This window comes from Mesorhizobium sp. WSM4307 (assembly GCF_007003945.1).
Taxonomy (GTDB): domain Bacteria; phylum Pseudomonadota; class Alphaproteobacteria; order Rhizobiales; family Rhizobiaceae; genus Mesorhizobium.
Genome location: NZ_VFTB01000011.1, coordinates 105,942 through 127,369, shown reverse-complemented (window position 1 = coordinate 127,369; position 21,428 = coordinate 105,942). Strand labels below are relative to the sequence as shown.

The window sequence follows — 21,428 nt, the reverse complement described above, 5'->3', positions numbered from 1 at the left end:
GCGGCATCACTGCTCCCGGCGACGTTCCCGCTTGGCGATGTGGCGGGCGACAAGCCAGGCCAGCACGGCCACGGTGAGGCCAATGCCGAGCCCGATGAACAGCCGCTCGTGGCGCATCAGCGCCTGGCCGACGAAATGCTCGGCGCCCAGCCCGAAGACATAGCCGATCGTACTGAACAGCACCGCCCAGATCGTCGATGAGATGGCGTTGAGGATGACGAAGCGGGGTGCTGCTATGGTCGACAGGCCGGCCGCGATGCCACCAACCAGGCGCATGCCGTAGACATAGCGATTCGACAGCACGAAGATGTTGGGATGGGTGTTGAGCAGACGGTAGGCGCGGCGGAAGCCCGGCCGCCTGCGCAGCCTGACGACATGGCGGTTATCGGCAAAACTTCTGCCCAGGATGAAGAAGCAGGTGTCGCCGGCGAAGGCGCCGAGCGCTGCCGCGACAACAGCGTGCCACAGCACGAAAACATTCTGGTGGGCGAAGAAACCGCCGAGGATGGCGGCGCTTTCCCCTTCGGCGACGCAGCCGAGAAAGACGGCAAGCAGCCCATATTGTTCGATGAAAGGATGGATCGCTTCGGTCATGAGGCCGACTGCTGCCGCGCCAGCCTCTCGTCGATGCGCTTGACCGCTTCCGTCAGCCGCACGATCTCGTCGCGCATGCCGATGATCTGGCTGTGGCGCAGTTCATCGAGTTTCTCGTGCAGCGCCATGATCTCGATCTCGGCCTTCAGATTGACCTCATAATCATGGGCGGCGTCGATGCGGTCGCGTTCGGTCTGGCGGTTCTGCGCCATCATGATCACCGGCGCCTGCAAGGCGGCGACCATCGACAGCACCAGATTGAGGAAGATGAACGGGTAAGGGTCGAAGGCATCGCGCGTCAAAAGCCAGACATTGCCGACTGTCCAGACAACCAGGAAAGCGATGAAGCCCAGGATGAAGGACCAGGAGCCGCCGATGCGGGCGATCGTATCGGCGAGGCGGTCGCCAAAGGTCTGGTGGAAAGCGACGGCCTTGTTGGTGTCCCTGGAGATCGTGGTGCGCTCGAGCGTCGATTGCAGCACGCGGCTCTCCAACTGGCTGAGGCCGTCCGGCCGTCGCTTGAGCCAGCGGTTCGCCAGGTCGTCGATTGTCTTGTTCATGGCCGTCTCCGTCGTCAGTGGAGATAGACGTAGAGGCTGCCGCCTCTCGCGGGAAGTGTTACATTCAAGCCAACAGCGAGGGACCCATGGCCGATTTCCAGAAAATTCGCCTGCGCGCGGCAAAGCGCAAGGGCGGCGAAGCCGAGCTTGCAACGCTGCTCGGGCCAGTGCCCGACAACGCCGCGGTCGCCGATACCCCGGACGACCGCATTCTCTCGACCATGGCCGAGCGGATCTTTGCCGCCGGTTTCGTCTGGCGGGTCATCGAGCAGAAATGGCCCGGTTTCGAGGAGGCGTTTCTGCGCTTCGAGCCGAAGCGGCTGTTGTTCCAGCCTGACGATTTCTGGCACGATCTGGCTTCCGACCAGCGCATTGTGCGCAACCCGCAGAAAATCAAATCCGTGCGCGACAACGCTGCCTTCGTCGAACGCGTGTCGAAGGAGCATGGCGGCTTCGGCGAATTCCTCGCCAACTGGCCTGCCGACGACCAGGTCGGGCTGATGGCCTATCTCGGCAAGCATGGCAGCCGGCTGGGCGGCAATACGGGCCAGTATTTCCTGCGCTGGCTGGGCTGGGATGCCTTCGTCATCTCGGCCGACATGGCAGCAGCGCTTCGTGACGCCGGCCTCGACATCGCCGAAAGCCCGACCTCGAAGAGGGACCTCGACAAGATCCAGGCGCAGATCAATCAATGGGTGGCGGACACCAGCCTGCCGCGCCGGCACATTTCGCGCATCCTGGCGATGTCGATCGGCGAGAACCATTCTCCGCAGTCGCTGCGCGAATATATGGGCGACGACTGACCGGCGGTCTCGGTCGGGGTGGTCCAAGCCAACGCCATTGCGAGGCGAATTGTGCCGCGCTAAGTCAGCAGGCATGACCAAGAAGCCCGACCTACTGCGCATCGCGATCGCCCAGCTCAACCCGACCGTCGGCGATGTCGCCGGCAATCTCGCCAAGGCCCGCGAGGCGAGGGCGGATGCCGCGCGGCAGGGCGCCGATCTCGTGCTCTACACCGAGCTTTTCCTCGCCGGTTATCCTCCCGAGGACCTGGTGCTGAAGCCGGCCTTCCTGAAGGCCTGCGAAAAGGCGGCGCAGGAGTTTGCCGCCGATACATCGGATGGCGGCCCCGGCGTCATCATCGGCACGCCGCTGAAGCGGAAGAGCGGCACGCACAATTCGATCGTCGTCGCCGATGGTGGCAAGATCATCGCCGAACGCTACAAGCTCGACCTGCCGAATTATGGCGAGTTCGATGAGAAGCGCGTGTTCCAGGCAGGACCCGAGATCCAGGGACCTGTCAATTTCCGTGGCGTGCGCATCGGCATTCCGATTTGCGAGGACATCTGGGGCGATGTCGGCATCTGCGAATCGCTGGCGGAAAGCGGGGCAGAAATCCTGCTGGTGCCGAACGGCTCGCCTTACTATCGGGCCAAGATCGATGTCCGCCATCAGGTCGTCATCCGCCAGGTCATCGAATGCGGATTGCCCATCACCTATGCCAATCAGCTTGGCGGTCAGGATGAGCTGATCTTCGACGGCGCGTCGTTTGCCATCGGCGCCGACAAGACATTGGCTTTCCAGATGAGCCAGTTCGAGGAAGCAGTCGACGTCATCACATGGAAGCGCGGGGAGGACGGCTGGGTCTGCTCGGAAGGGCCAATGTCGAAGATCCCCGAGCGGGAGGAGGCCGACTATCGCGCCTGCATGCTGGGCCTGCGCGACTACGTCAACAAGAACGGCTTCAAGAATGTGGTGCTCGGCCTGTCCGGCGGCATCGATTCGGCGATCTGTGCCGCCCTTGCCGTCGACGCGCTCGGCGAAGAGCGGTTGCGCGCGGTGATGATGCCCTACCGCTACACCTCGAAGGATTCGCTCAAGGACGCCGAGGATTGCGCCCGCGCGCTCGGCTGCCGTTATGACATCGTGCCGATCTTCGAGCCGGTCGAAGGTTTCCTGCATGCGCTGACGCAGCTCTTCGAGGGCACCAAGGAAGGCATCACCGAGGAAAATTTGCAGAGCCGTGCGCGCGGCACCATCCTGATGGCGATTTCCAACAAATTCGGCTCGATGGTGGTCACGACAGGCAACAAGAGCGAGATGTCGGTCGGTTATGCCACGCTCTATGGCGATATGAATGGCGGCTTCAATCCGATCAAGGACCTCTACAAGATGCAGGTCTACGCGCTGTCGCGTTGGCGCAACAGCCATGTGCCGCCGGGCGCGCTCGGGCCATCGGGCGAGATCATCCCGAAGAACATCATCGACAAGGCACCGTCGGCGGAGTTGCGCGAGAACCAGACCGACCAGGATTCACTACCGCCCTATCCGGTGCTGGACGACATCCTCGAATGCCTGGTCGAGAATGAGATGGGCGTCGACGACATAGTCGCGCGCGGCCATGACCGGGCGACGGTGACGCGCATCGAACACCTGCTTTACATCGCCGAGTACAAGCGCCGGCAGGCGGCACCGGGGGTGAAGATCACCCGTAAGAATTTCGGCCGCGATCGCCGCTATCCCATCACCAACCGTTTCAGGGATCGTGGGTAACGCGCAGTTCGTCCAATGGGCGAAAATTCGCGATGCCGCGAGGCGAGACAGCCATGCTGGACTGTGAGATCAGCTTCGACCTTGCGCGAATCGACTTCCGTGCGACCTCCAACCTGCTGATGGCGAGCTATTGGGGGGCTGGACGCAGCGACGAGTTTCATCGCCGGGCCTTCGCCAATTCGTTCTGCGCCGCCGCCTACATCGACGGAAAGCAGGTCGGTTTCGGCAGGGCGATCACCGACCGCACGGTGTTCGCCTATCTCGCCGACATCATCGTCTGGCCCGAGAATCGCGGGCAGGGCATTGGCCGGCGGCTGGTGCAGGCACTCATCGATCATCCCGAGCTCGGCACCGTCTCGCACTGGAGCCTGTCGACCGGTGATGCGCATGGGGTCTACGAAAAGCTGGGCTTCAAGGCATCGACCGATGGCCGATACGTGCGCTTGGACCGCACGCCCCAGTGACCGCAACGCGGCGAAAGCTCCCGCCGCCGTTGTTGCAAAATAATCGCACTGGTTGCACTGGATACGCTTTTTGGCAAGGCCCGTCTTGGCGTTGCATCAGAGCGTCTCTATAAGGACCACTCCGCGATTCATTTGCGGGAGGTCCGAATGGCAGTATTTAAAATGGTAATGCGAGGCCGCGAAGCCTAGGCCTCATCTGGCGCCGCGCGAAGGTCCGTCCTTTCGCATCGGAGCCAAATTGAGCACAGGCTTATGCCGATGCCGGTCGCCGCCCGACTACGGGCGTGACGCCAAAATATGCCATTCCGCTTCTGGGCAATCATTCGCCCCTTGCGCGGCTTCTTCAATTTTCGACCTTACTGGGATCGGGCTCGTTTGCGCCCGAATGACATCATGGCTCGTTTCAAGATCGATTTGCGCGCGAGCGCCTTTCGCAGCGTTCTTGGTTTCACACTTACCCATTGGCGGCGCCAGCCCTGGCGGCTTTCGCTGATCATGGGTGGTTTCCTGCTGTCGACGCTGGCCGACGTCCTGACGCCGCTCTATTCTGGCCGCCTGGTCGACGCCGTCGCCAGCAGCGCCGGCGCGGACGCCATTGCCTGGAACGCCGCCATGACGGCGTTTTCGATATTGATGGCGCTTGCCTTGACGGGCGTCGTGCTGCGCAACCTGGCGTTCATGGGCATCGTCGAACTGACGCTGAAGATGATGGCCGACATTGCCGCCGATGCCTTCCATCGCGTCCAGCGCTTTTCCACCGACTGGCACGCCAACAGCTTTGCCGGCTCGACCGTGCGCAAGGTGACGCGCGGCATGTGGGCGCTCGACCTGCTCAACGACACCATCCTGATCGCGCTCTTGCCATCGGTCGTCATGCTCGTCGGCTCGACGCTGCTGCTTGGCTGGTTCTGGCCGCTGATGGGTGTGGTCGTTGCCGCCGGCTCGGTGCTGTTCATCACTGTGACGGCGATGCTGTCGCTTGGCTTTGTCGCGCCGGCGGCCAGGCTCGCCAACACCTGGGACACGCGCCTTGGCGGTTCGCTTGCCGACGCTGTCAGCTGCAACGCCGTGGTCAAGGGCTTTGGCGCCGAGGTGCGCGAAGAGCGCCGCCTTGCAAGGGTTGTCGCCAAATGGCGGGCGCGCACGCGGCGCACCTGGGTGCGCGGCACCGTCAACGGCACCACGCAAGGGGCGTTGCTGCTGGTCATGCGCGCCGCGGTGATCTGCCTGTCGCTGCTGCTGTGGTCGTGGGGGCAGGCGAGCGCCGGCGACGTAGCCTTCGTGCTGACCTCGTTCTTCGTGCTGCAGGGCTATCTCAGGGATATCGGCACGCATATCCGCAATTTGCAGCGTTCGATCAACGACATGGAGGAACTGGTCGATTTCCAGTCCGAACCGCTCGGCATCGAGGACCGGCCCGGCGCCAGGCCGATCCGGATCACGCAAGGGTCGATCAGCTTCGACAAGGTCACTTTTCACTACGGCAATCACCGGTCGCCGCTCTATCGCGACTTTTCGGTCGATATCGCGCCGGGTGAACGCGTCGGGCTCGTCGGTCACTCCGGTTCGGGCAAGACGACATTCGTCAAGCTGATCCAGAGGCTCTATGACGTCAATGCGGGCAAGATCCTGATCGACGGCCAGGACATCTCGCAGGTGGCGCAGGCGTCGCTGCGCGGGCAGATCGCGATCGTCCAGCAGGAGCCGATCCTGTTCCATCGCTCGCTGGCCGAAAACATCGCCTATGCCAGGCCAAACGCGACGCAGGAGGAGATCGAGCATGCCGCGAAGCTGGCCAGCGCGCATGACTTCATCACCAGCCTGCCAAAGGGTTATGGCACGCTGGTCGGCGAGCGCGGCGTGAAATTGTCGGGCGGCGAGCGGCAGCGCGTGGCCATCGCGCGCGCCTTCCTGGCCGATGCGCGCATCCTGATCCTGGACGAGGCGACGTCGAGCCTCGATTCGGAATCGGAGGTGCTTATCCAGCAGGCGATGGAGCGGCTGATGGTCGGCCGCACCACGCTGGTCATCGCGCACCGGCTGTCGACGGTGCGAGCGCTCGACAGGCTGCTGGTCTTCGATCGCGGCAACGTCGTCGAGGAAGGCTCGCATGACGAACTGATCCGGCTGAAGGGTGGCATCTACCGCCGCCTGTTCGAGCGTCAGGCGCTCGAACTCACCAAGGGACTGGTCATCTGACCTGAGATGGCCTCCGCCATCGGCCGGAGGCCATCTCCATCAGGCGCTGTCAGACAGAGTGACCTGCGCGGCATACTTTTTTATAATGCCGGGGTACAACACGCTATTTCTACCACTGGTTGCGGGTTGTTTACGCAAAAGCAACCCAGGGATCGTAAGCCCGTGCCCTGGGATCAAACTGGTCAGCGCAGGATTTCGGCTTCACTATGCATCTTGCTTCCGAAGATACCGGTGCGGAAAAAGTAGCTGCGCCGCCGGTGCTGGCAATTCACCATGGCTCGGTTCGGCCACTCGCCGCCGAAGATCTCGAGCGGGTCGCCGCACTCTTCCTGACGAAGTTTCGCCGTCGGCGACGTCACCTCCTCGATCGCGCCATCGCTGAGACGGCCGAGTATATGAGAAAGATCTATCTCGACCCTGCCGGCCAGCCAGGCGCGAGCAACGCTCTTGTCCAGATCAACCCGCAGGGAGATCTGGGTGGCTTCCTCGGTGTCCTGAAGGCCCGCTACGAGCTCAGCGGCGCGACATTGAATGCCGCGATCATCGGTCCGCTCATGGCTGACACCGGCACCGATCACGGTTCGGCCGGGCCGCAATTGCTGCGTGCCGTGCATCAAGGCGAATTCGATCTGCACCTGACCGATTCGGCCAACCGGGTATCCCTGGCCTTCGCGCGCCCGATGAAATACCAGTTGCTGCCGACGCATTGTCTGGGATGGACCCGCATTTTCCGCCCGGCCGCGGTGGCATCGGCCGTGGCGCGCGGTAAATGGCCGGGCCTGCCGCGCTTCGTGCTCGATCCCTGCGCCCGAGCATTCGATGCTTTTACGAGAAAAAGGTTCGAGCCGCCTGTCCAGCATTCCTCGTCACACCGGATCCATCGCGAACCGATGGATGCCGCGCTATTTGCGGAGCGGCTGCCGACCCTTGTCTCAGATTACTCGCTGCGGCCGCGCTGGCAGGATGGCGAGCTGCCACGGCTGCTGGCGCTGGCGGCCGAGAAACGGGCCGACGGCCCCCTTCATTTTGCTGGGACCTACGACGAAGCCGGTAAAATGCTCGGTTGCTACGCTTTCTACGGTCAGGCCGGCGGCATCGCGAACCTGCTGCAACTCCAGTCCTCTGGACCTCACTGGGGTGCGACGCTGGATGGCGTGATGGACGACGCGTGGAATATGGGCTGCGCCGGCATCATCGGGCAGACGCAGAGCAGGTTCATGCCGCAACTCTTCAGCTACAAGAATGTCTTCTTCCGCTATGCCGGGGGGACGATGGTGCGCTCGCGCATCCCCGAGGTCGCGCAAGCGGTCCGCTCCGGCGACATCTTTATCGGTGGGTTGATGGGCGACCGCTGGACCCGCCTCAGTTCCGACGACTTCGGCCGCTGATCGCTTTCAACCAGCTGTTCTGATCGGATAAGGGCCATGCGCCGCGCATGGCCTCAGTCTTTTCATCGCCCGCGTCATGTTCTATGTGTGCCGACCAGCGCGGGGGCGCATCTTGTCAATCACAAAGGCATCCGGTACGCCCCGCTCATGACAGTTACCGTTCGTTTCGCCCCGTCACCGACCGGCCGCATCCATATCGGCAATGCGCGCACCGCTCTGTTCAACTGGCTGTTTGCCCTGAACAACAAGGGCCGCTTCATCCAGCGCTTCGACGACACCGACATTGGCCGTTCGAAGCAGGAATTCGCCGACGCCATCCTCTACGACCTGCATTGGCTGGGCATCTTCCCCGATGCCACCGAATATCAGTCGCGGCGCTTCGAGGTCTATGACGCGGCGGTCGAGCGGCTGAAGGCGGCGGGCGTTCTCTACGCCTGCTATGAAACGCCGGAAGAACTCGACCTGAGGCGCAAGGTGCGCCGCACGCGGGGCCTGCCGCCGGTCTATGGCCGCGAGGCCCTGGCGCTGACACAGGAGCAGGTGGCCGAATACCAGGCCGACGGGCGCCGGCCGCACTGGCGCTTCCTGCTGCCCAATTTCACCAGCGATCCGCTGCAGCCCGAACGCACGGAGGTTCATTGGAACGATCTGGTGCGTGGCGAGGAAACGGTCGATCTCGCTTCGCTCTCGGATCCAGTGCTGGTGCGCGAGGACGGCACCTATCTCTACACTTTGCCATCGGTCGTCGACGACATCGAGATGGGTGTCAGCCACGTCATCCGCGGCGACGACCATGTCACCAACACCGGCGTGCAGATTGCCCTGTTCAAGGCGCTGAGCGCCGAGCCGCCTGTCTTCGGCCACCACAATCTCTTGACCACCGTCTCGGGCGAAGGGCTGTCTAAGCGCAGCGGCGCACTCTCCATCGAAAGCCTGCGCGAGGATGGCATCGAGCCGATGGCCGTCGCGTCGCTCGCCGTTCTGGTCGGCACCTCGGAGAATGTCGCGGCCGCGCATGATCTCGCCGATCTCGCCGGCCATTTCGACCCGGCCGCGACCTCGAAATCATCGGCCAAGTTCGATCCGGACGAACTGTTCGTGCTCAACCGCGTGCTGCTGCACCACATGCCGTTCGACGAGGCGCGCGACAGGCTGATGGTGCTTGGCATCTCCGGCGAACAGGCCGAGCCGTTCTGGCTGGCGGTACGCGGCAATCTCGACCGGCTCGCCGATGCGGTGGGTTGGTGGCGCATCCTGCGCGAGGGGCCGCAGGACAGACCGGAGTTCTCCGACGACGATCGTGACTTCCTCGGACAGGCCTTCGAAGTCCTGCCCGAAGAGCCCTGGAACGGAGCGGTCTGGAAGGACTGGACCGGCAAGATCAGGGAAGCGACAGGGCGCAAGGGCAAGGGGCTGTTCATGCCACTGAGGCTTGCCCTTACTGGACTGCCTTCCGGGCCGGAGCTTGCAGATTTATTGCCGCTGATGGGTCGGGAAGGAACGTTGGCCCGACGACCCTGACCTTGCGCTGCTCCGGCGGCAAGGCGGATACCGGCGACGTCACCGGCTTGGCGGAAAGCCGCTTGATGGCCTCGCGGTCGAGCCCACCGTCCCTGTTGGCCAGGGTTTCCGGGTCGGCCCCCGGATCGGGCTTGGAGGCCGGCATGGGAACCAACGGTGCCGCTTCCGTTTCCGGCAGCGACTGTTGCGGGGCCGGCGGGTTGCCGCCAATGATCTGGAAGTTCTGCGCGGCATTGCAGCCGCAGGCCGGCGGCCGCGACATGTTGGACTGCTTGTAGAGATAGGCGGTCGGCAGCTCGCTGTAGGGCCTTCCGGTGACCGATGAGGTCATCGAGGCCGAATCGTCGTCCATGCCGCGCGAATAGAAGACCTGCATCTCCGTGCCGGGGCAGCTGGATTCGCAATTCTTCTGGTCTCGCTCGAAATCGCCGACCGAGGCGGCATTCGACATCGGGAAGAAATAGCCGTCGCAGGTGCGCACGCAGGTGGTGTGGAACTCGCCGCCGGTGCCCGGAGCGTCTGGAACGCCGGGCAGGTTCAGGACGCGGCCGACATTGCGTTCCTCGCCGGGATCGTCCGGCTGGTCAGGCGTGTCGCTCGGCTGGTCGTCGCCGCCGAAAAGCTGGTCGAACAGGTTGGCGTTGCCGTCTTCTGCGCGGCCGGCTTCCTGCAACGGCGCGCGGCGCGGTGCAACCGTGTCGTCGCGGCAGCCATTGGCGTCGAGCGCGGCCAGGATGCGGCCACGGTCGCGACGCGAGCCGCCGCCACCGGCGAGTTGGGCACGCTTGGCCTGGAGACCGTCGAGATTGGCGTTCATGCGGTCGATGGTGGCGTTGAGCCCGGCGCATCGATTGATGTTGCGGGAAAACAGCGAAAACCCGCAACCGGCATTGTCCGCCTGGCTGCGGGCCTTGGAGATCTGTTCGCGCTGCCGGTCGATCGCGGCATCGTATTTGCGGATCATTGCCGGACCACCGCCGCCGCCACGCGAAGCCGCGGCAAGATCGGCCTCCAATTGACGGCAGACCCGCGAGGCGGCCTGTGGTTCGGTGATGGTGGCGCCGGACAGCAGGAGGCCAAGCAGCATGGCAGCATGCGCCCGCTTCAACCCTCCGCTTGTCATCCGCCTCAATCCCGCTGGCCTGTGCCCGCCAAACTACCCCGTAGCCGGTTAATCGTCTATTTCGGATGCGGTCCGCTACCTGCCCTCGATCGCGGCAGCGGGCGGGGTTCAATCAGCCGGAAAGCGACGGGGCGCGGCAGATCTCTCCACCGACTGTCAGAACTTGTAATTCATACCGATCTTGACCGCGTTGAACGTGTTGTCGAACGTGGTGTTGGAGTTCGGGGCATAGTCGATGGTCTGGTCCCTCAGATCGACATATTGATATTCGAACTTCGCCGACCAATGGTCCGTGATCGCCTGCTCCAGTCCGGCGCCGATGGTCCAGCCAACCTTGGTGTTCTTCTCGGAAAAGCTATCGAGGGGACCGTCGAGATACCGGTTTTCGACGTTTCCAAACGCCAGGCCACCGGTGCCGTAGATCAGGCTACGATCGAGCGCGTAGCCCGCCCTGGCGCGCAGCGTACCAAACCAGTCCACCTTGGTGTCGTAAACATCGCCCAAGCCGGAGGTGATCTCGTCGGAGTGCCCCTTGATGTCGGCTCCGGAAACATCGGCCTCGACGCCAAGAACCGCGGAGTTGATCTGATAGTTGTAGCCGATCTGCACGCCGCCCAGGAAACCATCGGTATCGTAATCCTGCGAACCCCGGATCGTTGGGGTGTTCGGCAAATTGTAAGTCGCGTCAGTCCGTCCAAAACCGTAGCCGATCTGACCGCCGACATAGACCCCGGACCAGTCATGAACCGTCGCGGGCTCGGCAGTGATGGCGTCCGCGGCCAGAGCTTGTCCGCCGATCAGCGACAGCAATGCGGATGCGAGCAACAAGCCTTTCATGACGTCCTCGCCGTCAGATCTGATGCGCAACCATATCAGGTCGGTCTTCCCCGCGAAATCCGCTTCCGGGCAACGTTGATTTTCCGCAATCGCAAGTTGCCGGTCGGCAACACCCCCGTTTGCAACAAAGTTGTCGCCGGCACGTGAGGATGCCGCCCGGAAGACCGGGCCGGCCTGCTGAAGCCGGCTTCGGCCTAGTCCAGATTGGCGACGGCCTGCGCCTTGTGCGCTGCCTCGACCACGGCGAGAGCCGTCATGTTGACCACACCGCGCGACGTGACCGAGGGCGTCAGTATGTGCGCCGGCTTGTCGGTGCCGAGCAGGATCGGCCCCACATGCAGCGCATCCATCATGGCGCGCAACGCCGTCAGCGTGATGTTGGCCGAATCGAGGTTGGGGAACACCAACAAATTGGCTTCGCCCTTGAGCCGCGAATGCGGATAGACGCGCTGGCGTAGATGCTCGGACAGCGCGGAATCGGCGTGCATTTCGCCGTCGCACTGCAACTCCGGCGCGATGCGCGCCAGGATTGCCGCCGCCTGACGCATCTTGAGCGCGCTTGGTGAATCGCGCGAACCGAAATCCGAATGCGACAGAAGGGCCGCCTTCGGCTCGATGCCGAAGCGCTGGATTTCCTCGGCCGCCAGCACGGTCATCTCGGCGATCTCCTCGGCCGTCGGGTCGACGGAGACGTGGGTGTCGGTGAGGAAGATGATGCCGCGCTGCGAAATCAGCATCGAAAGCGTCGACAGGTCATAGTCCTTGATGCCGGCGCGAGGGCCAATGATGAGCGTCACGTTGCGCAGATGCCGCTCGAAGCGCCCTTCGAGGCCGCAGACCATGGCATCGGCGTCGCCACGCTTGAGCGCCAGCGCTGCGATCACCGTGTTGTCGGTGCGCACCATGGTGCGCGCGGCTTCCGTCGTCACGCCGCGCCGGCCGGCAAGTTCGATCAGCAGGTCGACATAGTGGCGATAGCGCGGATCGTCCTCGGGATTGATCAGGCCGAAATCGACGCCCGGCTTGATGCGCAGTCCGTAGCGCTTCAGCCTGACCTCGATGACGTGCGGGCGACCGATCAGGATCGGCTCGGCGATGCCTTCCTCGAGCACCACCTGGGCGGCGCGCAGCACGCGCTCGTCCTCGCCATCGGCATAGATGACGCGCTTGGCGCTCGATGCCTTGGCGGACGAGAATACCGGCTTCATCACCAGGCCGGAGCGGAAGACGAAGCGATTGAGCTTGTCGATATAGGCGGCGAAGTCGGTGATCGGCCGTGTCGCCACACCGGTGTCGCAGGCCGCCTTGGCGACGGCCGGCGCGATGCGCAGGATGAGCCTGGGATCGAAGGGCGAGGGAATCAGGAAATCGGGTCCGAAGATCGGCGTCTCGCCCGAATAGGCGCGTGCGGCGACGTCCGAAGGCTCTTCGCGGGCAAGGGCGGCGATGGCCCGCACCGCAGCCATCTTCATCTCCTCGTTGATGGCGCTGGCGCCGCAGTCGAGCGCGCCACGGAAAATGTAAGGAAAGCACAGGACGTTGTTGACCTGATTGGGAAAATCGGAGCGGCCGGTGCAGATCATGGCATCGGGACGCGCCGCGCGCGCCACTTCCGGCATGATCTCGGGATTGGGATTGGCGAGCGCCAGGATCAGAGGTTTTGGCGCCATGTGCTGCAGCAGTTCCGGCTTCAGCACACCCGCCGCTGACAGGCCGAGGAAAACGTCGGCGCCAGGGATGACATCGGCCAGCGTGCGCGCCTCGGTATCCTTCACATAGGGGTCTTTCCAGCGGTCCATCTCGTCGGTGCGGCCCTTGTAGGCGACGCCGAAACGATCGGTGACCCAGATGTTTTCGATGCGCACGCCGAGCGAGACCAGCAGGTTCAGGCAGGCAAGGGCGGCGGCACCGGCGCCGGAGGTGACGACCTTGATGTCCGAGATGGTCTTGCCGGCGAACTCCAGTCCGTTGAGCACGGCGGCGGCGACGATGATGGCGGTGCCATGCTGGTCGTCGTGGAACACCGGTATGCTCATGCGAGCTTTCAGCCGTTCCTCGACTTCAAAACACTCCGGCGCCTTGATGTCCTCGAGGTTGATGCCGCCGAAAGTGGGTTCGAGAGCGGCGACGGTCTCCACCATGCGCTCGATCTCGGGTGCGTCGATCTCGATGTCGAAGACGTCGATGCCGGCGAACTTCTTGAACAGAACCGCCTTGCCTTCCATGACCGGCTTGGAGGCCAGCGGGCCGATATTGCCGAGGCCGAGCACGGCCGAGCCATTGGAGACGACGCCGACGAGGTTGGCGCGCGCCGTGTAATCGGCGGCGGTTGCCGGATTGTCGCGGATCTCAAGACAAGGCGCCGCCACGCCGGGCGAATAGGCGAGCGCCAGGTCGCGCTGGTTGCCGAGCGGCTTGGTTGCCTGGATCTCGAGCTTTCCCGGCGTCGGGTGCTTGTGGAAGTAGAGGGCGGCTTCGTCGAGGTCCGAACGTGCCGTTTTCTTGTTCTCGCCTTCCATACGGCCGCTCCCTCGAAACCTGTGTCGGGAGTCCTTTTAGCATGCGGCCAAGATTTTTCGCGACGCTAATTGACGCGCCGGCAGCATTAAGTGACGGCGCGTCGAAAAGCAAAAAATATCAAATGCTTATGATCATTTCATGCCACACGAGTCGCGCCGCTTCGCAGACCTTGCGATCAAAACGCGCTGACGTAGAGGCCGCCATCGACCGGTATGTTCTGGCCCGTGAGATAGCCGGCATGGACCGAGCAAAGGAAGGCGCAGATCTGGCCGAATTCCTCCGGCGTGCCGAGCCGCTTGGCCGGGACATCGGCGCTGATGCGGCTCTTGCGCGCGGCTGCCGCGGCAGGGTCCTCGACGGTGCCGGCCTCATGCGGGCCGCGCAGCCGGTCGGTGTCGAGCTTGCCGGGCAAGAGGCTGTTGATGGTGACGTTGCGGTCGATCACCGTTCGCGCCACGCCGGCGAGGAAGGAGGTCAGGCCGGCGCGCGCGCCCGACGACAGGTCGAGACCGGGAATTGGGACATAGACCGACAGCGAGGTGATGTTGACGATGCGGCCGAAGCCGCGCTTCGCCATGCCGTCGAGGACGGCCTGCACCAGTTCGATCGGCGTCACCATGTTCTGGGTCACGCCTTCGAGGATTTTCGCACGATCGAGTTCGCGGAAATCGCGCAGCGGCGGGCCGCCATTGTTGTTGACGAGGATGTCGGGCTCCGGGCAGGCGGCGAGCAGCGCCTTCTGCACTTCCGGTTTCGAAACGTCGCCGACGACTTCCGTCACCGTCACGCCGTAACGCGCGCGCAGTTCCGCTGCGGTCTTGGCCACCAGTTCGGCGTTGCGCCCATTGACGACGATATCGCAACCGGCCTCGGCGAGCGCCATGGCGCAGCCTTTTCCAAGACCCTTGCTCGAAGCGCAGACGATGGCCTTCTTTCCGCGGATACCAAGATCCATGACGATTTCTCCTGTGATTTGGCCGGCAAGCTAGTCCCTAGGCTGGACCAATCGCAACCGTCATACGGTTGTTGCATGAATCGGGGCATAGGCTGCGCGAAAGCAAGGATGAAATCGCGATGCCAGGCCACGAGCCCCGCACTTTCCGCAGCATGTTCATTTCCGACGTCCATCTCGGCTCGAAGGCGGCGAAGGCCGAGTTCCTGATCGATTTCCTGCGCTACCATGACGCCGATATCATCTATCTGGTCGGCGATATCGTCGATGGCTGGCGGCTGCGGCGCAGCTGGCACTGGCCGCAAAGCCACAATGACGTCGTGCAGAAATTGCTGCGCAAGGCGCGCAAGGGCGCCTCGATCACCTATATCGCCGGCAATCACGACGAATTCGCCCGCCAGTTCCAGGGCGTGCATTTCGGCGGCATCGTCGTCGCCGACCGCGCCATCCATGAAACCGCCGACGGCAAGCGCCTCCTCGTCATCCATGGTGACCAGTTCGACACCGTCGTCCACAATCAGCGCTGGCTCGCCTATCTCGGCGACCACGCCTATGACGCGGCTATGAACGTCAACCGGGTGGTGACGCGGCTGCGCCAACTGCTCGGCCTGCCTTACTGGTCGTTCTCGTCCTGGGCCAAGGTCAAGGTCAAGAAGGCGGTCAACTTCATCGGCTCGTTCCAGACCGTGCTGACCGAGGAAGCCCGCCGCTCGCATGTCGACGGCGTCATTTGCGGCCATATCCACCATGCGGCGATCGAGAATTTCGACGACGTTCGCTACATCAACACCGGCGACTGGGTGGAGAGCTGCACGGCAGTGGTGGAGCACTTCGATGGCCGGATGGAAATCCTGACCTGGGCGCAGGTGCTGCCGGAGTCGTGGGACGAACCTTTCATCCCGATGCTCATCGAGGATCGGGTCGGGCAGGCGGCCTGACACGAAGGTCGCGACGACTTTAAGCGTCAATCATTGGTCCAGCCGGTTCCGCCTGCTTTTCCGCCATGTTAAGGGATCGATCCACGTCGCCGGCAGATCGAGCGCGGCGTAATTGGATCGATTCATGTCCCTGCAGCCGCTTTCGCCAGAACAGCTCGTCAAGCCGCGCCATTTCGAACTGCGCATGAGCCTGATCTTCGGCACACTGTTCATATCGCTCGGCACGCATCTGCCGTATTTTCCGCTCTGGCTGCAGGCCAAGGGGTTTCACGCCGAGCAGATCGCCGTCATCCTGGCCGCGCCCATGTTCCTGCGCGTGGTGACCACGCCGCTGCTGACGACGCTGGCCGATCGCGCGAGGGACCGCGCCAATGTCTATGTCGCGCTGGTGGCAGCCTCGCTGCTGCTCTCGGCGGGCTATTTCCTCACCCCGACCTACGCGATGGTGCTGGCTGTGTCGCTGGCGCTCACCGTTGTCTGGACGCCGCATTCGCCGATCGCCGATTCGCTGGCGCTTTCGGGCGTGCGCCGCTTCGGCTCGAACTATGCCAGCATGCGCAAATGGGGATCGATCTGTTATCTCTGCGCCAATGTCGCGGGCGGCTTCATCCTGGCGGCCACCGGACCCCAAGCCGTTCCGGTGATCATACTCCTTGCCCTTGGCGCGGCGCTCGTCGCCGGGCTGCTGGCGCCGCGCATGGGGCGCCCGCGCAAGGCCTCGCCGTTGTCGGCAGCGGAGATCCAGCACGCGGCCCCGAGCCTGTTCAATGCCTATTTCCTCTACTTCACCTTCGGCGTCGGCATTATTACCGCCAGCCACGCCTTCCTCTACGGTTTCGTTTCCATCTACTGGAAATCGATCGGCATTAGCGATTCCGTCGTCGGCCTGCTGTGGGCATGGGGCGTGGTGTCCGAAGTCTGCATGTTTTTGTTTTTCAACCGCATTTTCGCTTCCGTGTCGGTCGTCAAGGTGATGGTGATCGCCGGCATCGGCTCCATCGTGCGCTGGATCATCTTTCCACTGGTCTGGCCGCTCGGGCTCGGCATCGCCGGCTTCTTCGCCGTGCAGTCACTGCACTCGGTGTCTGTCGCCATGGTGCTCATCGGCCTGCAGAGAATGATCGCCGAGACCGTCTCCGAAGAGCGCACGGGTGCGGCGCAAGGCATTGCCTATTTCTTCAACGGCTTCTTCATGGCCGCGGTTACGCTGGCTTCCGGCCCGCTCTATGACCGTCTCGGCGTCGATGGTTTCCTGGTGATGATCCCGATCGCGATCGCCGGCCTGGTGCTGATCGGGCTTGCCGCGCGCTCAGCCCCAAAGCGCCCGGTCCGGGGGGGAGACGAGCGATCCCTGGTAGACGAGACCCGGCACACGGTCGCGGGCAAGTAGCAGCGGACCGTCAAGGTCGACGAAATCGGCGTCCTGGGCGAGCAGCACCGCCGGCGCCATGGCAAGCGACGTGCCGACCATGCAGCCGACCATGATGCCGAAACCGAGCTCGCGGGCGCGGTCGCGCAGCATGAGCGCCGCCGTCAGTCCGCCCGACTTGTCGAGCTTGATGTTGACGGCGTCGTAGAGGCCGAGCAGCGTTTCCAGATGCTTCGCCTCATGCACGCTTTCATCGGCGCAGATCGGCACAGGATGGGCGATGTGGCGCAGGATCTGGTCCTGGCCGGCGGGCAGGGGCTGTTCGACCAGCGCAATGCCTCGCTCCGCCGCAAAAGCGAGGTTTGCCACGATGTTGTCGTCGGTCCAGCCCTCATTGGCATCGAGGATGATTCGGCTCCGAGGCGCTGCCTCCGTCACGGCGCGAATCCTGGCGGTGTCGTTGTCGCCGCCGATCTTGACCTTCAGCAGTGGCCGGCCGGCATTGGCGCGGGCCTGTGCCGCCATCGCTTCGGCTTCGCCGAGCGACAATGTATAGGCGGTTTCCAGCGGGCGCAGCGGCGCCGGCCAGATTGCGTTTGCCACCGGCTTGCCGCTGATCTTGGCTTCAAGGTCCCACAGCGCGCAGTCGACGGCGTTGCGGGCGGCTCCCGCCGGCATAGCGTCGAGCAACGTGGTCCGGTCGATGCCACCGGCGATCCGCTCGCGCATGGCCTCAATCGCGGCGTGTACGCCGTCCATGGTTTCCCCATAGCGCTTGTAGGGGACGCATTCGCCGCGCCCGCTACGACCATCCTGGCTGATCGTGCATGTGATGACCTCGGCCTCGGTCTTGGAGCCGCGCGAAATGGTGAAGGTGCCAGCGATTGGAAAACGCTCCGCCTCAACCGAAATGACACGCGCCATATTTTTCTGCTCCGGCTGTGCGAGAAGGGTTGTCGGCAAATCGACAAGGTCGGACCCATCAGGCTAAACAGGACGCCATGTTGACCATCGGCAAGCGCGACGCAAGCGGCACCACCGCCTCGGAGGCTGACCACCAACCGCGCGTCGCGGTCGGCGAGGAGGGTGGCGTGCTCGGCTGCGCGTTCTCCGGAATCTGGACGACACGGACTGTGGCGCTGGTCGACGCCGACATGCGCAAGATCGAGAAACGAAACGGTTTCAAGACTTTGGCGCTCGATCTTTCGAAAATCGAGAAGATCGATACCGCCGGCGCCTGGTTAATCGACCGGCTCGTCAGCGCCTTCGAGAAGAAGAATGTCGAGGTTCGGCTGCAAGGCCAAAGCGAGATCGCCGCCATCCTGCTCGACGCGGTCGGCGAGGCTGTCCGGCGCGAACCCGAATCCGGCCCGGCGCGGCCGCCCAATATCGTCATTCGCGCCCTCGAGGCGGTTGGCCGGCGCGTCTACGAGATGCGTGACGATTTCCTTGCCTCGATGAATATTCTGGGCGCCACCATCCGCGGCGCGCAGATGAAGCTCGGCCGTGGCCATGCCGTCAACCCGGCGGCGATCTTCAACCAGATCGACCGCATGGGCGTCGGCGCCATTCCCGTCGTGGTGCTGATGTCGGCGATCGTCGGCGCCATCGTTGCCCAGCAAGGCGCCTACCAGCTCAGCTATTTCGGCGCCGACATCTTCGTCGTCGACCTCGTCGGCGTGCTGATCCTGCGCGAACTCGGCGTGCTGATGACGGCAATCATGATCGCCGGCCGCTCCGGCAGCGCGATCACCGCCGAGATCGGCTCGATGAAGATGCGCGAGGAGGTCGACGCACTGAAGGTCATCGGTCTCAATCCGATTGGCGTCCTGGTCTTTCCGCGCCTGGTTGCGCTGGTGATCGCCTTGCCGTGCCTGACGATCATCGCCAATTTCGCGGCACTCGGCGGCGGCATTGCCGCGGCCTGGCTTTACTCCGATATCCCACCCGCCGCATTCATCGACCGCCTGCGTGTCGCCATCGATCTCAGCACGATTTTCGCTGGGCTGATCAAGGCGCCGTTCATGGCCATGATCATCGGCACGATCGCCTCGGTCGAAGGCATGAAGGTCGGCGGCAGCGCCGAATCGCTCGGCCAGCACGTGACTGCCTCCGTGGTGAAGTCGATCTTCGTCGTCATCATCCTCGATGGGCTTTTCGCCATGTTCTACGCAGCGATCGAGTTCTGACACAATGGCGAAGGGCAATGGCATCAAGACGGAGGAAAAGGACCAGAACGAGATCGTCCTTTCGGTGCGTGACGTCACCGTTGCCATCGACGACAAGCTGATCCTCGACAAGCTTTCGCTCGACATCAAGCGCGGCGAGATCCTGGGGTTCGTCGGCGCTTCGGGCGCCGGCAAGTCCGTCCTGTTGCGCACCATTCTCGGGCTGATGCCCAAGCAGTCCGGAACGATCAGGCTGTTTGGCGTCGACGTCGACAAAGCAAGCGATATCGAGCGCCTGCGCATCGACATGCGGCTTGGCGTGCTGTTCCAGCATGGCGCGCTGTTTTCGGCGCTGACCGTGCAGGAGAATGTGCAGGTGCCGATGCGCGAATATCTCGACCTGCCAAGGAAGCTGATGGACGAGCTGGCGCTGCTCAAGATCGAGCTGGTCGGGCTGCCGCCGGACGCGGCGCAGAAATTCCCATCAGAACTTTCCGGCGGCATGATCAAGCGCGCAGCACTTGCGCGCGCCCTGGCGCTCGATCCGGATATCGTCTTTCTCGACGAGCCGACGTCCGGCCTCGATCCCATCAGTGCTGCCGAGTTCGACGAACTTGTCGTCAAGCTGCGCGACACCATGGATCTGACCGTCTATATGGTCACGCACGACCTCGACACGCTGTTTACCGCTTGTGACCACGTGGCGGTGCTCGGCAAGAAGAAAGTATTGGTCGAGGGCACCATCGACGACATGCTGAAGAGCGAGGAACCGTGGGTGAAATCCTATTTCCGCGGAAAACGCGCCCGCCAACTTGATCTTGCCGCACGTGCATAGCCATAAGTGAAATAATGGAAACCAGAGCCAACTACGTCATTGTCGGCATCTTTACGCTGGTTGCGATCCTGGCGGCGTTCGGCTTCGTCTACTGGACGGCGGCGATCGGTGACAGGGGCGAGACGACGCTGCTGCGCGTGCGCATCCCTGGTTCGGCTTCCGGTCTTGGCCGCGGCAGCTTCGTGCTGTTCAACGGCGTCAAGGTCGGTGACGTCAAGCGCGTCTATATCGACGTCGACAATCCGACGGTCGCCATCGCCGACACCGAGATCGATCGGATGACGCCGATCACCAAGTCGACGCAGGCCGATATCGGGCTTGCCGGCCTCACCGGGCAGGCCAATATCGAGCTCAAGGGAGCCGATCCCAAGGAAGTGAAACTTCTCGATCAGGCCGAGAAGGAAGGCAAGGTCGCCGAGATCGTAGCCAACCCTTCCGCCGTGACCAATCTGCTGCAGACGGCGCAGAACATCTTCACCCGCGCCGACAAGGTGCTGTCCGAACTCGAGGGCTTCACCAGGGATGTTCGCGGGCCGCTGACACAGACTGTCCAGAACGTGCAGACATTCTCCGATGCGCTGGCCAAGAATTCCGACGGCATCGACAAGTTCCTGTCCAGCGTCAGCGCGCTGTCCGAAGAACTGAAGGGCGTGTCCGGCAAGCTCGACGGCACGCTGAAGGCGGCGGAGGGCCTGCTCAACGCCGTCGACAGGGACAAGATCAAGAGCATCGTCGCCAATGTCGATACGGTGACCGCGAACCTCAAGCAGACATCGCAGCAGCTCGACGGCGTGATCAAGAATGTCGACACGGCGGTCGGGTCCGTCAATGATTTCGCCAAGCAGACGCAAGGCACGCTGGCCAAGGTCGACGGCGTGCTCGACGGTGTCGACCCGGCGCAGGTGCGTACGGCTCTGGCCAACATCCAGAAGGCCAGCGAAAACGCCAACAAGGCCGCCGCCGACATTGCAATGGTGACCGACAAGTTCGCCAACCGCGCCGACGATATCAATCAGACGATCAAGGACGCCAAACAACTCGCGCAGCGCCTCAACGATGCCTCGGTGCGGGTCGACGGCATTCTGGCCAAGGTCGACAATTTGCTCGGCTCCGGCGAGGCCAACGGCGTGATGGCGGACGCCAGGGCCACGCTGAAGTCGTTCAAGCAGGTCGCCGACACGCTGAATGCGCGCCTTGGCACCATCACCGACAATCTGTCGCGCTTCTCAGGCCAAGGCCTCTCGAATGTCGAGGCGCTGGTGCAGGACAGCCGCCGCTCGATCACGCGTATCGAGGAAGCGGTCACGGATCTCAGCCGCAATCCGCAGCGCATTCTTTCAGGTGGCGAGGGCGAGGTTCGGCAATTCGACGGCAGGGCGCGGCGTTGACTTCGGCGTCTGCTCGCCC

18 protein-coding genes are annotated in these 21,428 nt (G+C 63.4%); 11 read left to right on the top strand and 7 right to left on the bottom strand.

Annotated features, from left to right (window positions below; translation table 11 throughout):
• Window positions 1-6: 6 nt before the first annotated feature.
• Complete coding sequence (locus tag FJV83_RS26140; protein ID WP_095775338.1) at window positions 7-594, bottom strand: DedA family protein; 588 nt, start codon at window positions 592-594, stop codon at window positions 7-9.
• Window positions 591-1,154 (bottom strand): DUF1003 domain-containing protein, encoded by a 564-nt coding sequence (locus FJV83_RS26135; protein WP_095775339.1) that lies wholly within the window; start codon window positions 1,152-1,154, stop codon window positions 591-593. Before FJV83_RS26135 ends, FJV83_RS26140 begins: the two co-directional genes overlap by 4 nt.
• An 86-nt stretch (window positions 1,155-1,240) precedes the next feature.
• Between FJV83_RS26135 and FJV83_RS26130 the strand changes: the two genes are divergently transcribed.
• The 6 genes from FJV83_RS26130 (at window position 1,241) to FJV83_RS26105 (ending at window position 9,279) form a co-directional block, all read left to right on the top strand.
• Window positions 1,241-1,957, top strand: coding sequence for a DNA-3-methyladenine glycosylase I (locus tag FJV83_RS26130; protein ID WP_095775340.1), 717 nt, complete (start codon window positions 1,241-1,243; stop codon window positions 1,955-1,957).
• 73 nt (window positions 1,958-2,030) lie between these two features.
• Window positions 2,031-3,707, top strand: a complete 1,677-nt coding sequence (locus FJV83_RS26125) for an NAD+ synthase (RefSeq protein WP_095775341.1) — start codon at window positions 2,031-2,033, stop codon at window positions 3,705-3,707.
• 53 nt (window positions 3,708-3,760) lie between these two features.
• A complete protein-coding gene (locus FJV83_RS26120; RefSeq protein WP_095775432.1) occupies window positions 3,761-4,171 on the top strand; it encodes a GNAT family N-acetyltransferase in 411 nt (136 codons plus the stop codon).
• Window positions 4,172-4,564: 393 nt separating this feature from the next.
• Entirely contained in the window at window positions 4,565-6,370 is a 1,806-nt protein-coding gene (locus tag FJV83_RS26115) for an ABC transporter ATP-binding protein (protein ID WP_142886254.1), read from the top strand.
• Between the two features lie 206 nt (window positions 6,371-6,576).
• A complete protein-coding gene (locus FJV83_RS26110; RefSeq protein ID WP_142886253.1) occupies window positions 6,577-7,758 on the top strand; it encodes a hypothetical protein in 1,182 nt (393 codons plus the stop codon).
• A gap of 147 nt (window positions 7,759-7,905) precedes the next feature.
• Window positions 7,906-9,279, top strand: a complete 1,374-nt coding sequence (locus tag FJV83_RS26105; protein WP_142886252.1) for a glutamate--tRNA ligase — start codon at window positions 7,906-7,908, stop codon at window positions 9,277-9,279.
• Here FJV83_RS26105 and FJV83_RS26100 read toward each other — a convergent pair.
• The 4 genes from FJV83_RS26100 to FJV83_RS26085 form a co-directional block, all read right to left on the bottom strand.
• Window positions 9,197-10,402: a DUF2865 domain-containing protein gene (locus FJV83_RS26100; RefSeq protein WP_142886251.1), complete on the bottom strand. Its 1,206-nt coding sequence runs from the start codon at window positions 10,400-10,402 to the stop codon at window positions 9,197-9,199. The two genes, FJV83_RS26105 and FJV83_RS26100, sit on opposite strands and share 83 nt — an antisense overlap.
• 156 nt (window positions 10,403-10,558) lie before the next feature.
• Entirely contained in the window at window positions 10,559-11,239 is a 681-nt protein-coding gene (locus tag FJV83_RS26095; protein ID WP_142886250.1) for an outer membrane protein, read from the bottom strand.
• Between the two features lie 194 nt (window positions 11,240-11,433).
• Window positions 11,434-13,758 (bottom strand): NADP-dependent malic enzyme, encoded by a 2,325-nt coding sequence (locus FJV83_RS26090; RefSeq protein ID WP_095789677.1) that lies wholly within the window; start codon window positions 13,756-13,758, stop codon window positions 11,434-11,436.
• A gap of 176 nt (window positions 13,759-13,934) precedes the next feature.
• Window positions 13,935-14,714, bottom strand: a complete 780-nt coding sequence (locus tag FJV83_RS26085; RefSeq protein WP_095789678.1) for an SDR family oxidoreductase — start codon at window positions 14,712-14,714, stop codon at window positions 13,935-13,937.
• 119 nt (window positions 14,715-14,833) lie between these two features.
• Between FJV83_RS26085 and FJV83_RS26080 the strand changes: the two genes are divergently transcribed.
• On the top strand, window positions 14,834-15,649 hold the full coding sequence (locus FJV83_RS26080; RefSeq protein WP_095775434.1) for a UDP-2,3-diacylglucosamine diphosphatase: 816 nt from the start codon (window positions 14,834-14,836) through the stop codon (window positions 15,647-15,649).
• Between the two features lie 124 nt (window positions 15,650-15,773).
• Window positions 15,774-17,039 carry an MFS transporter gene (locus FJV83_RS26075; RefSeq protein ID WP_142886249.1) on the top strand — a complete coding sequence of 422 codons (1,266 nt, stop codon included), beginning with the start codon at window positions 15,774-15,776 and terminating at the stop codon, window positions 17,037-17,039.
• On the opposite strand, the gene dgcA is transcribed toward FJV83_RS26075, so the two are convergent.
• On the bottom strand, window positions 16,959-17,942 hold the full coding sequence (dgcA, locus tag FJV83_RS26070; protein WP_142886248.1) for an N-acetyl-D-Glu racemase DgcA: 984 nt from the start codon (window positions 17,940-17,942) through the stop codon (window positions 16,959-16,961). The genes FJV83_RS26075 and dgcA overlap by 81 nt on opposite strands.
• Before the next feature lie 77 nt (window positions 17,943-18,019).
• On the opposite strand from dgcA, the gene FJV83_RS26065 reads away from it, so the two are divergent.
• Genes FJV83_RS26065 through FJV83_RS26055 form a run of 3 tightly spaced genes read left to right on the top strand, consistent with a single transcriptional unit; the run spans window position 18,020 to window position 21,409 of the window.
• Entirely contained in the window at window positions 18,020-19,207 is a 1,188-nt protein-coding gene (locus tag FJV83_RS26065; protein WP_142876850.1) for an ABC transporter permease, read from the top strand.
• 4 nt (window positions 19,208-19,211) lie between these two features.
• Window positions 19,212-20,021 (top strand): ABC transporter ATP-binding protein, encoded by an 810-nt coding sequence (locus FJV83_RS26060; RefSeq protein ID WP_095775351.1) that lies wholly within the window; start codon window positions 19,212-19,214, stop codon window positions 20,019-20,021.
• A gap of 14 nt (window positions 20,022-20,035) precedes the next feature.
• A complete protein-coding gene (locus FJV83_RS26055) occupies window positions 20,036-21,409 on the top strand; it encodes an MlaD family protein (protein WP_095775352.1) in 1,374 nt (457 codons plus the stop codon).
• Window positions 21,410-21,428: the final 19 nt, after the last annotated feature.

What these genes read in the sequence shown, in the direction of transcription:
- FJV83_RS26130 (WP_095775340.1), top strand. Translation starts at nt 1,241, where the DNA reads ATGGCCGATTTCCAGAAAATTCGCCTGCGCGCGGCAAAGCGCAAGGGC.
- FJV83_RS26055 (WP_095775352.1), top strand. Translation starts at nt 20,036, where the DNA reads ATGGAAACCAGAGCCAACTACGTCATTGTCGGCATCTTTACGCTGGTT.
- FJV83_RS26135 (WP_095775339.1), bottom strand. Translation starts at nt 1,154, where the DNA reads ATGAACAAGACAATCGACGACCTGGCGAACCGCTGGCTCAAGCGACGG.
- FJV83_RS26085 (WP_095789678.1), bottom strand. Translation starts at nt 14,714, where the DNA reads ATGGATCTTGGTATCCGCGGAAAGAAGGCCATCGTCTGCGCTTCGAGC.
- FJV83_RS26090 (WP_095789677.1), bottom strand. Translation starts at nt 13,758, where the DNA reads ATGGAAGGCGAGAACAAGAAAACGGCACGTTCGGACCTCGACGAAGCC.
- FJV83_RS26095 (WP_142886250.1), bottom strand. Translation starts at nt 11,239, where the DNA reads ATGAAAGGCTTGTTGCTCGCATCCGCATTGCTGTCGCTGATCGGCGGA.
- FJV83_RS26140 (WP_095775338.1), bottom strand. Translation starts at nt 594, where the DNA reads ATGACCGAAGCGATCCATCCTTTCATCGAACAATATGGGCTGCTTGCC.
- FJV83_RS26105 (WP_142886252.1), top strand. Translation starts at nt 7,906, where the DNA reads ATGACAGTTACCGTTCGTTTCGCCCCGTCACCGACCGGCCGCATCCAT.
- FJV83_RS26110 (WP_142886253.1), top strand. Translation starts at nt 6,577, where the DNA reads ATGCATCTTGCTTCCGAAGATACCGGTGCGGAAAAAGTAGCTGCGCCG.
- FJV83_RS26120 (WP_095775432.1), top strand. Translation starts at nt 3,761, where the DNA reads ATGCTGGACTGTGAGATCAGCTTCGACCTTGCGCGAATCGACTTCCGT.
- FJV83_RS26115 (WP_142886254.1), top strand. Translation starts at nt 4,565, where the DNA reads ATGGCTCGTTTCAAGATCGATTTGCGCGCGAGCGCCTTTCGCAGCGTT.
- FJV83_RS26080 (WP_095775434.1), top strand. Translation starts at nt 14,834, where the DNA reads ATGCCAGGCCACGAGCCCCGCACTTTCCGCAGCATGTTCATTTCCGAC.
- FJV83_RS26075 (WP_142886249.1), top strand. Translation starts at nt 15,774, where the DNA reads ATGTCCCTGCAGCCGCTTTCGCCAGAACAGCTCGTCAAGCCGCGCCAT.
- FJV83_RS26065 (WP_142876850.1), top strand. Translation starts at nt 18,020, where the DNA reads ATGTTGACCATCGGCAAGCGCGACGCAAGCGGCACCACCGCCTCGGAG.
- FJV83_RS26100 (WP_142886251.1), bottom strand. Translation starts at nt 10,402, where the DNA reads ATGACAAGCGGAGGGTTGAAGCGGGCGCATGCTGCCATGCTGCTTGGC.
- FJV83_RS26125 (WP_095775341.1), top strand. Translation starts at nt 2,031, where the DNA reads ATGACCAAGAAGCCCGACCTACTGCGCATCGCGATCGCCCAGCTCAAC.
- FJV83_RS26060 (WP_095775351.1), top strand. Translation starts at nt 19,212, where the DNA reads ATGGCGAAGGGCAATGGCATCAAGACGGAGGAAAAGGACCAGAACGAG.
- dgcA (WP_142886248.1), bottom strand. Translation starts at nt 17,942, where the DNA reads ATGGCGCGTGTCATTTCGGTTGAGGCGGAGCGTTTTCCAATCGCTGGC.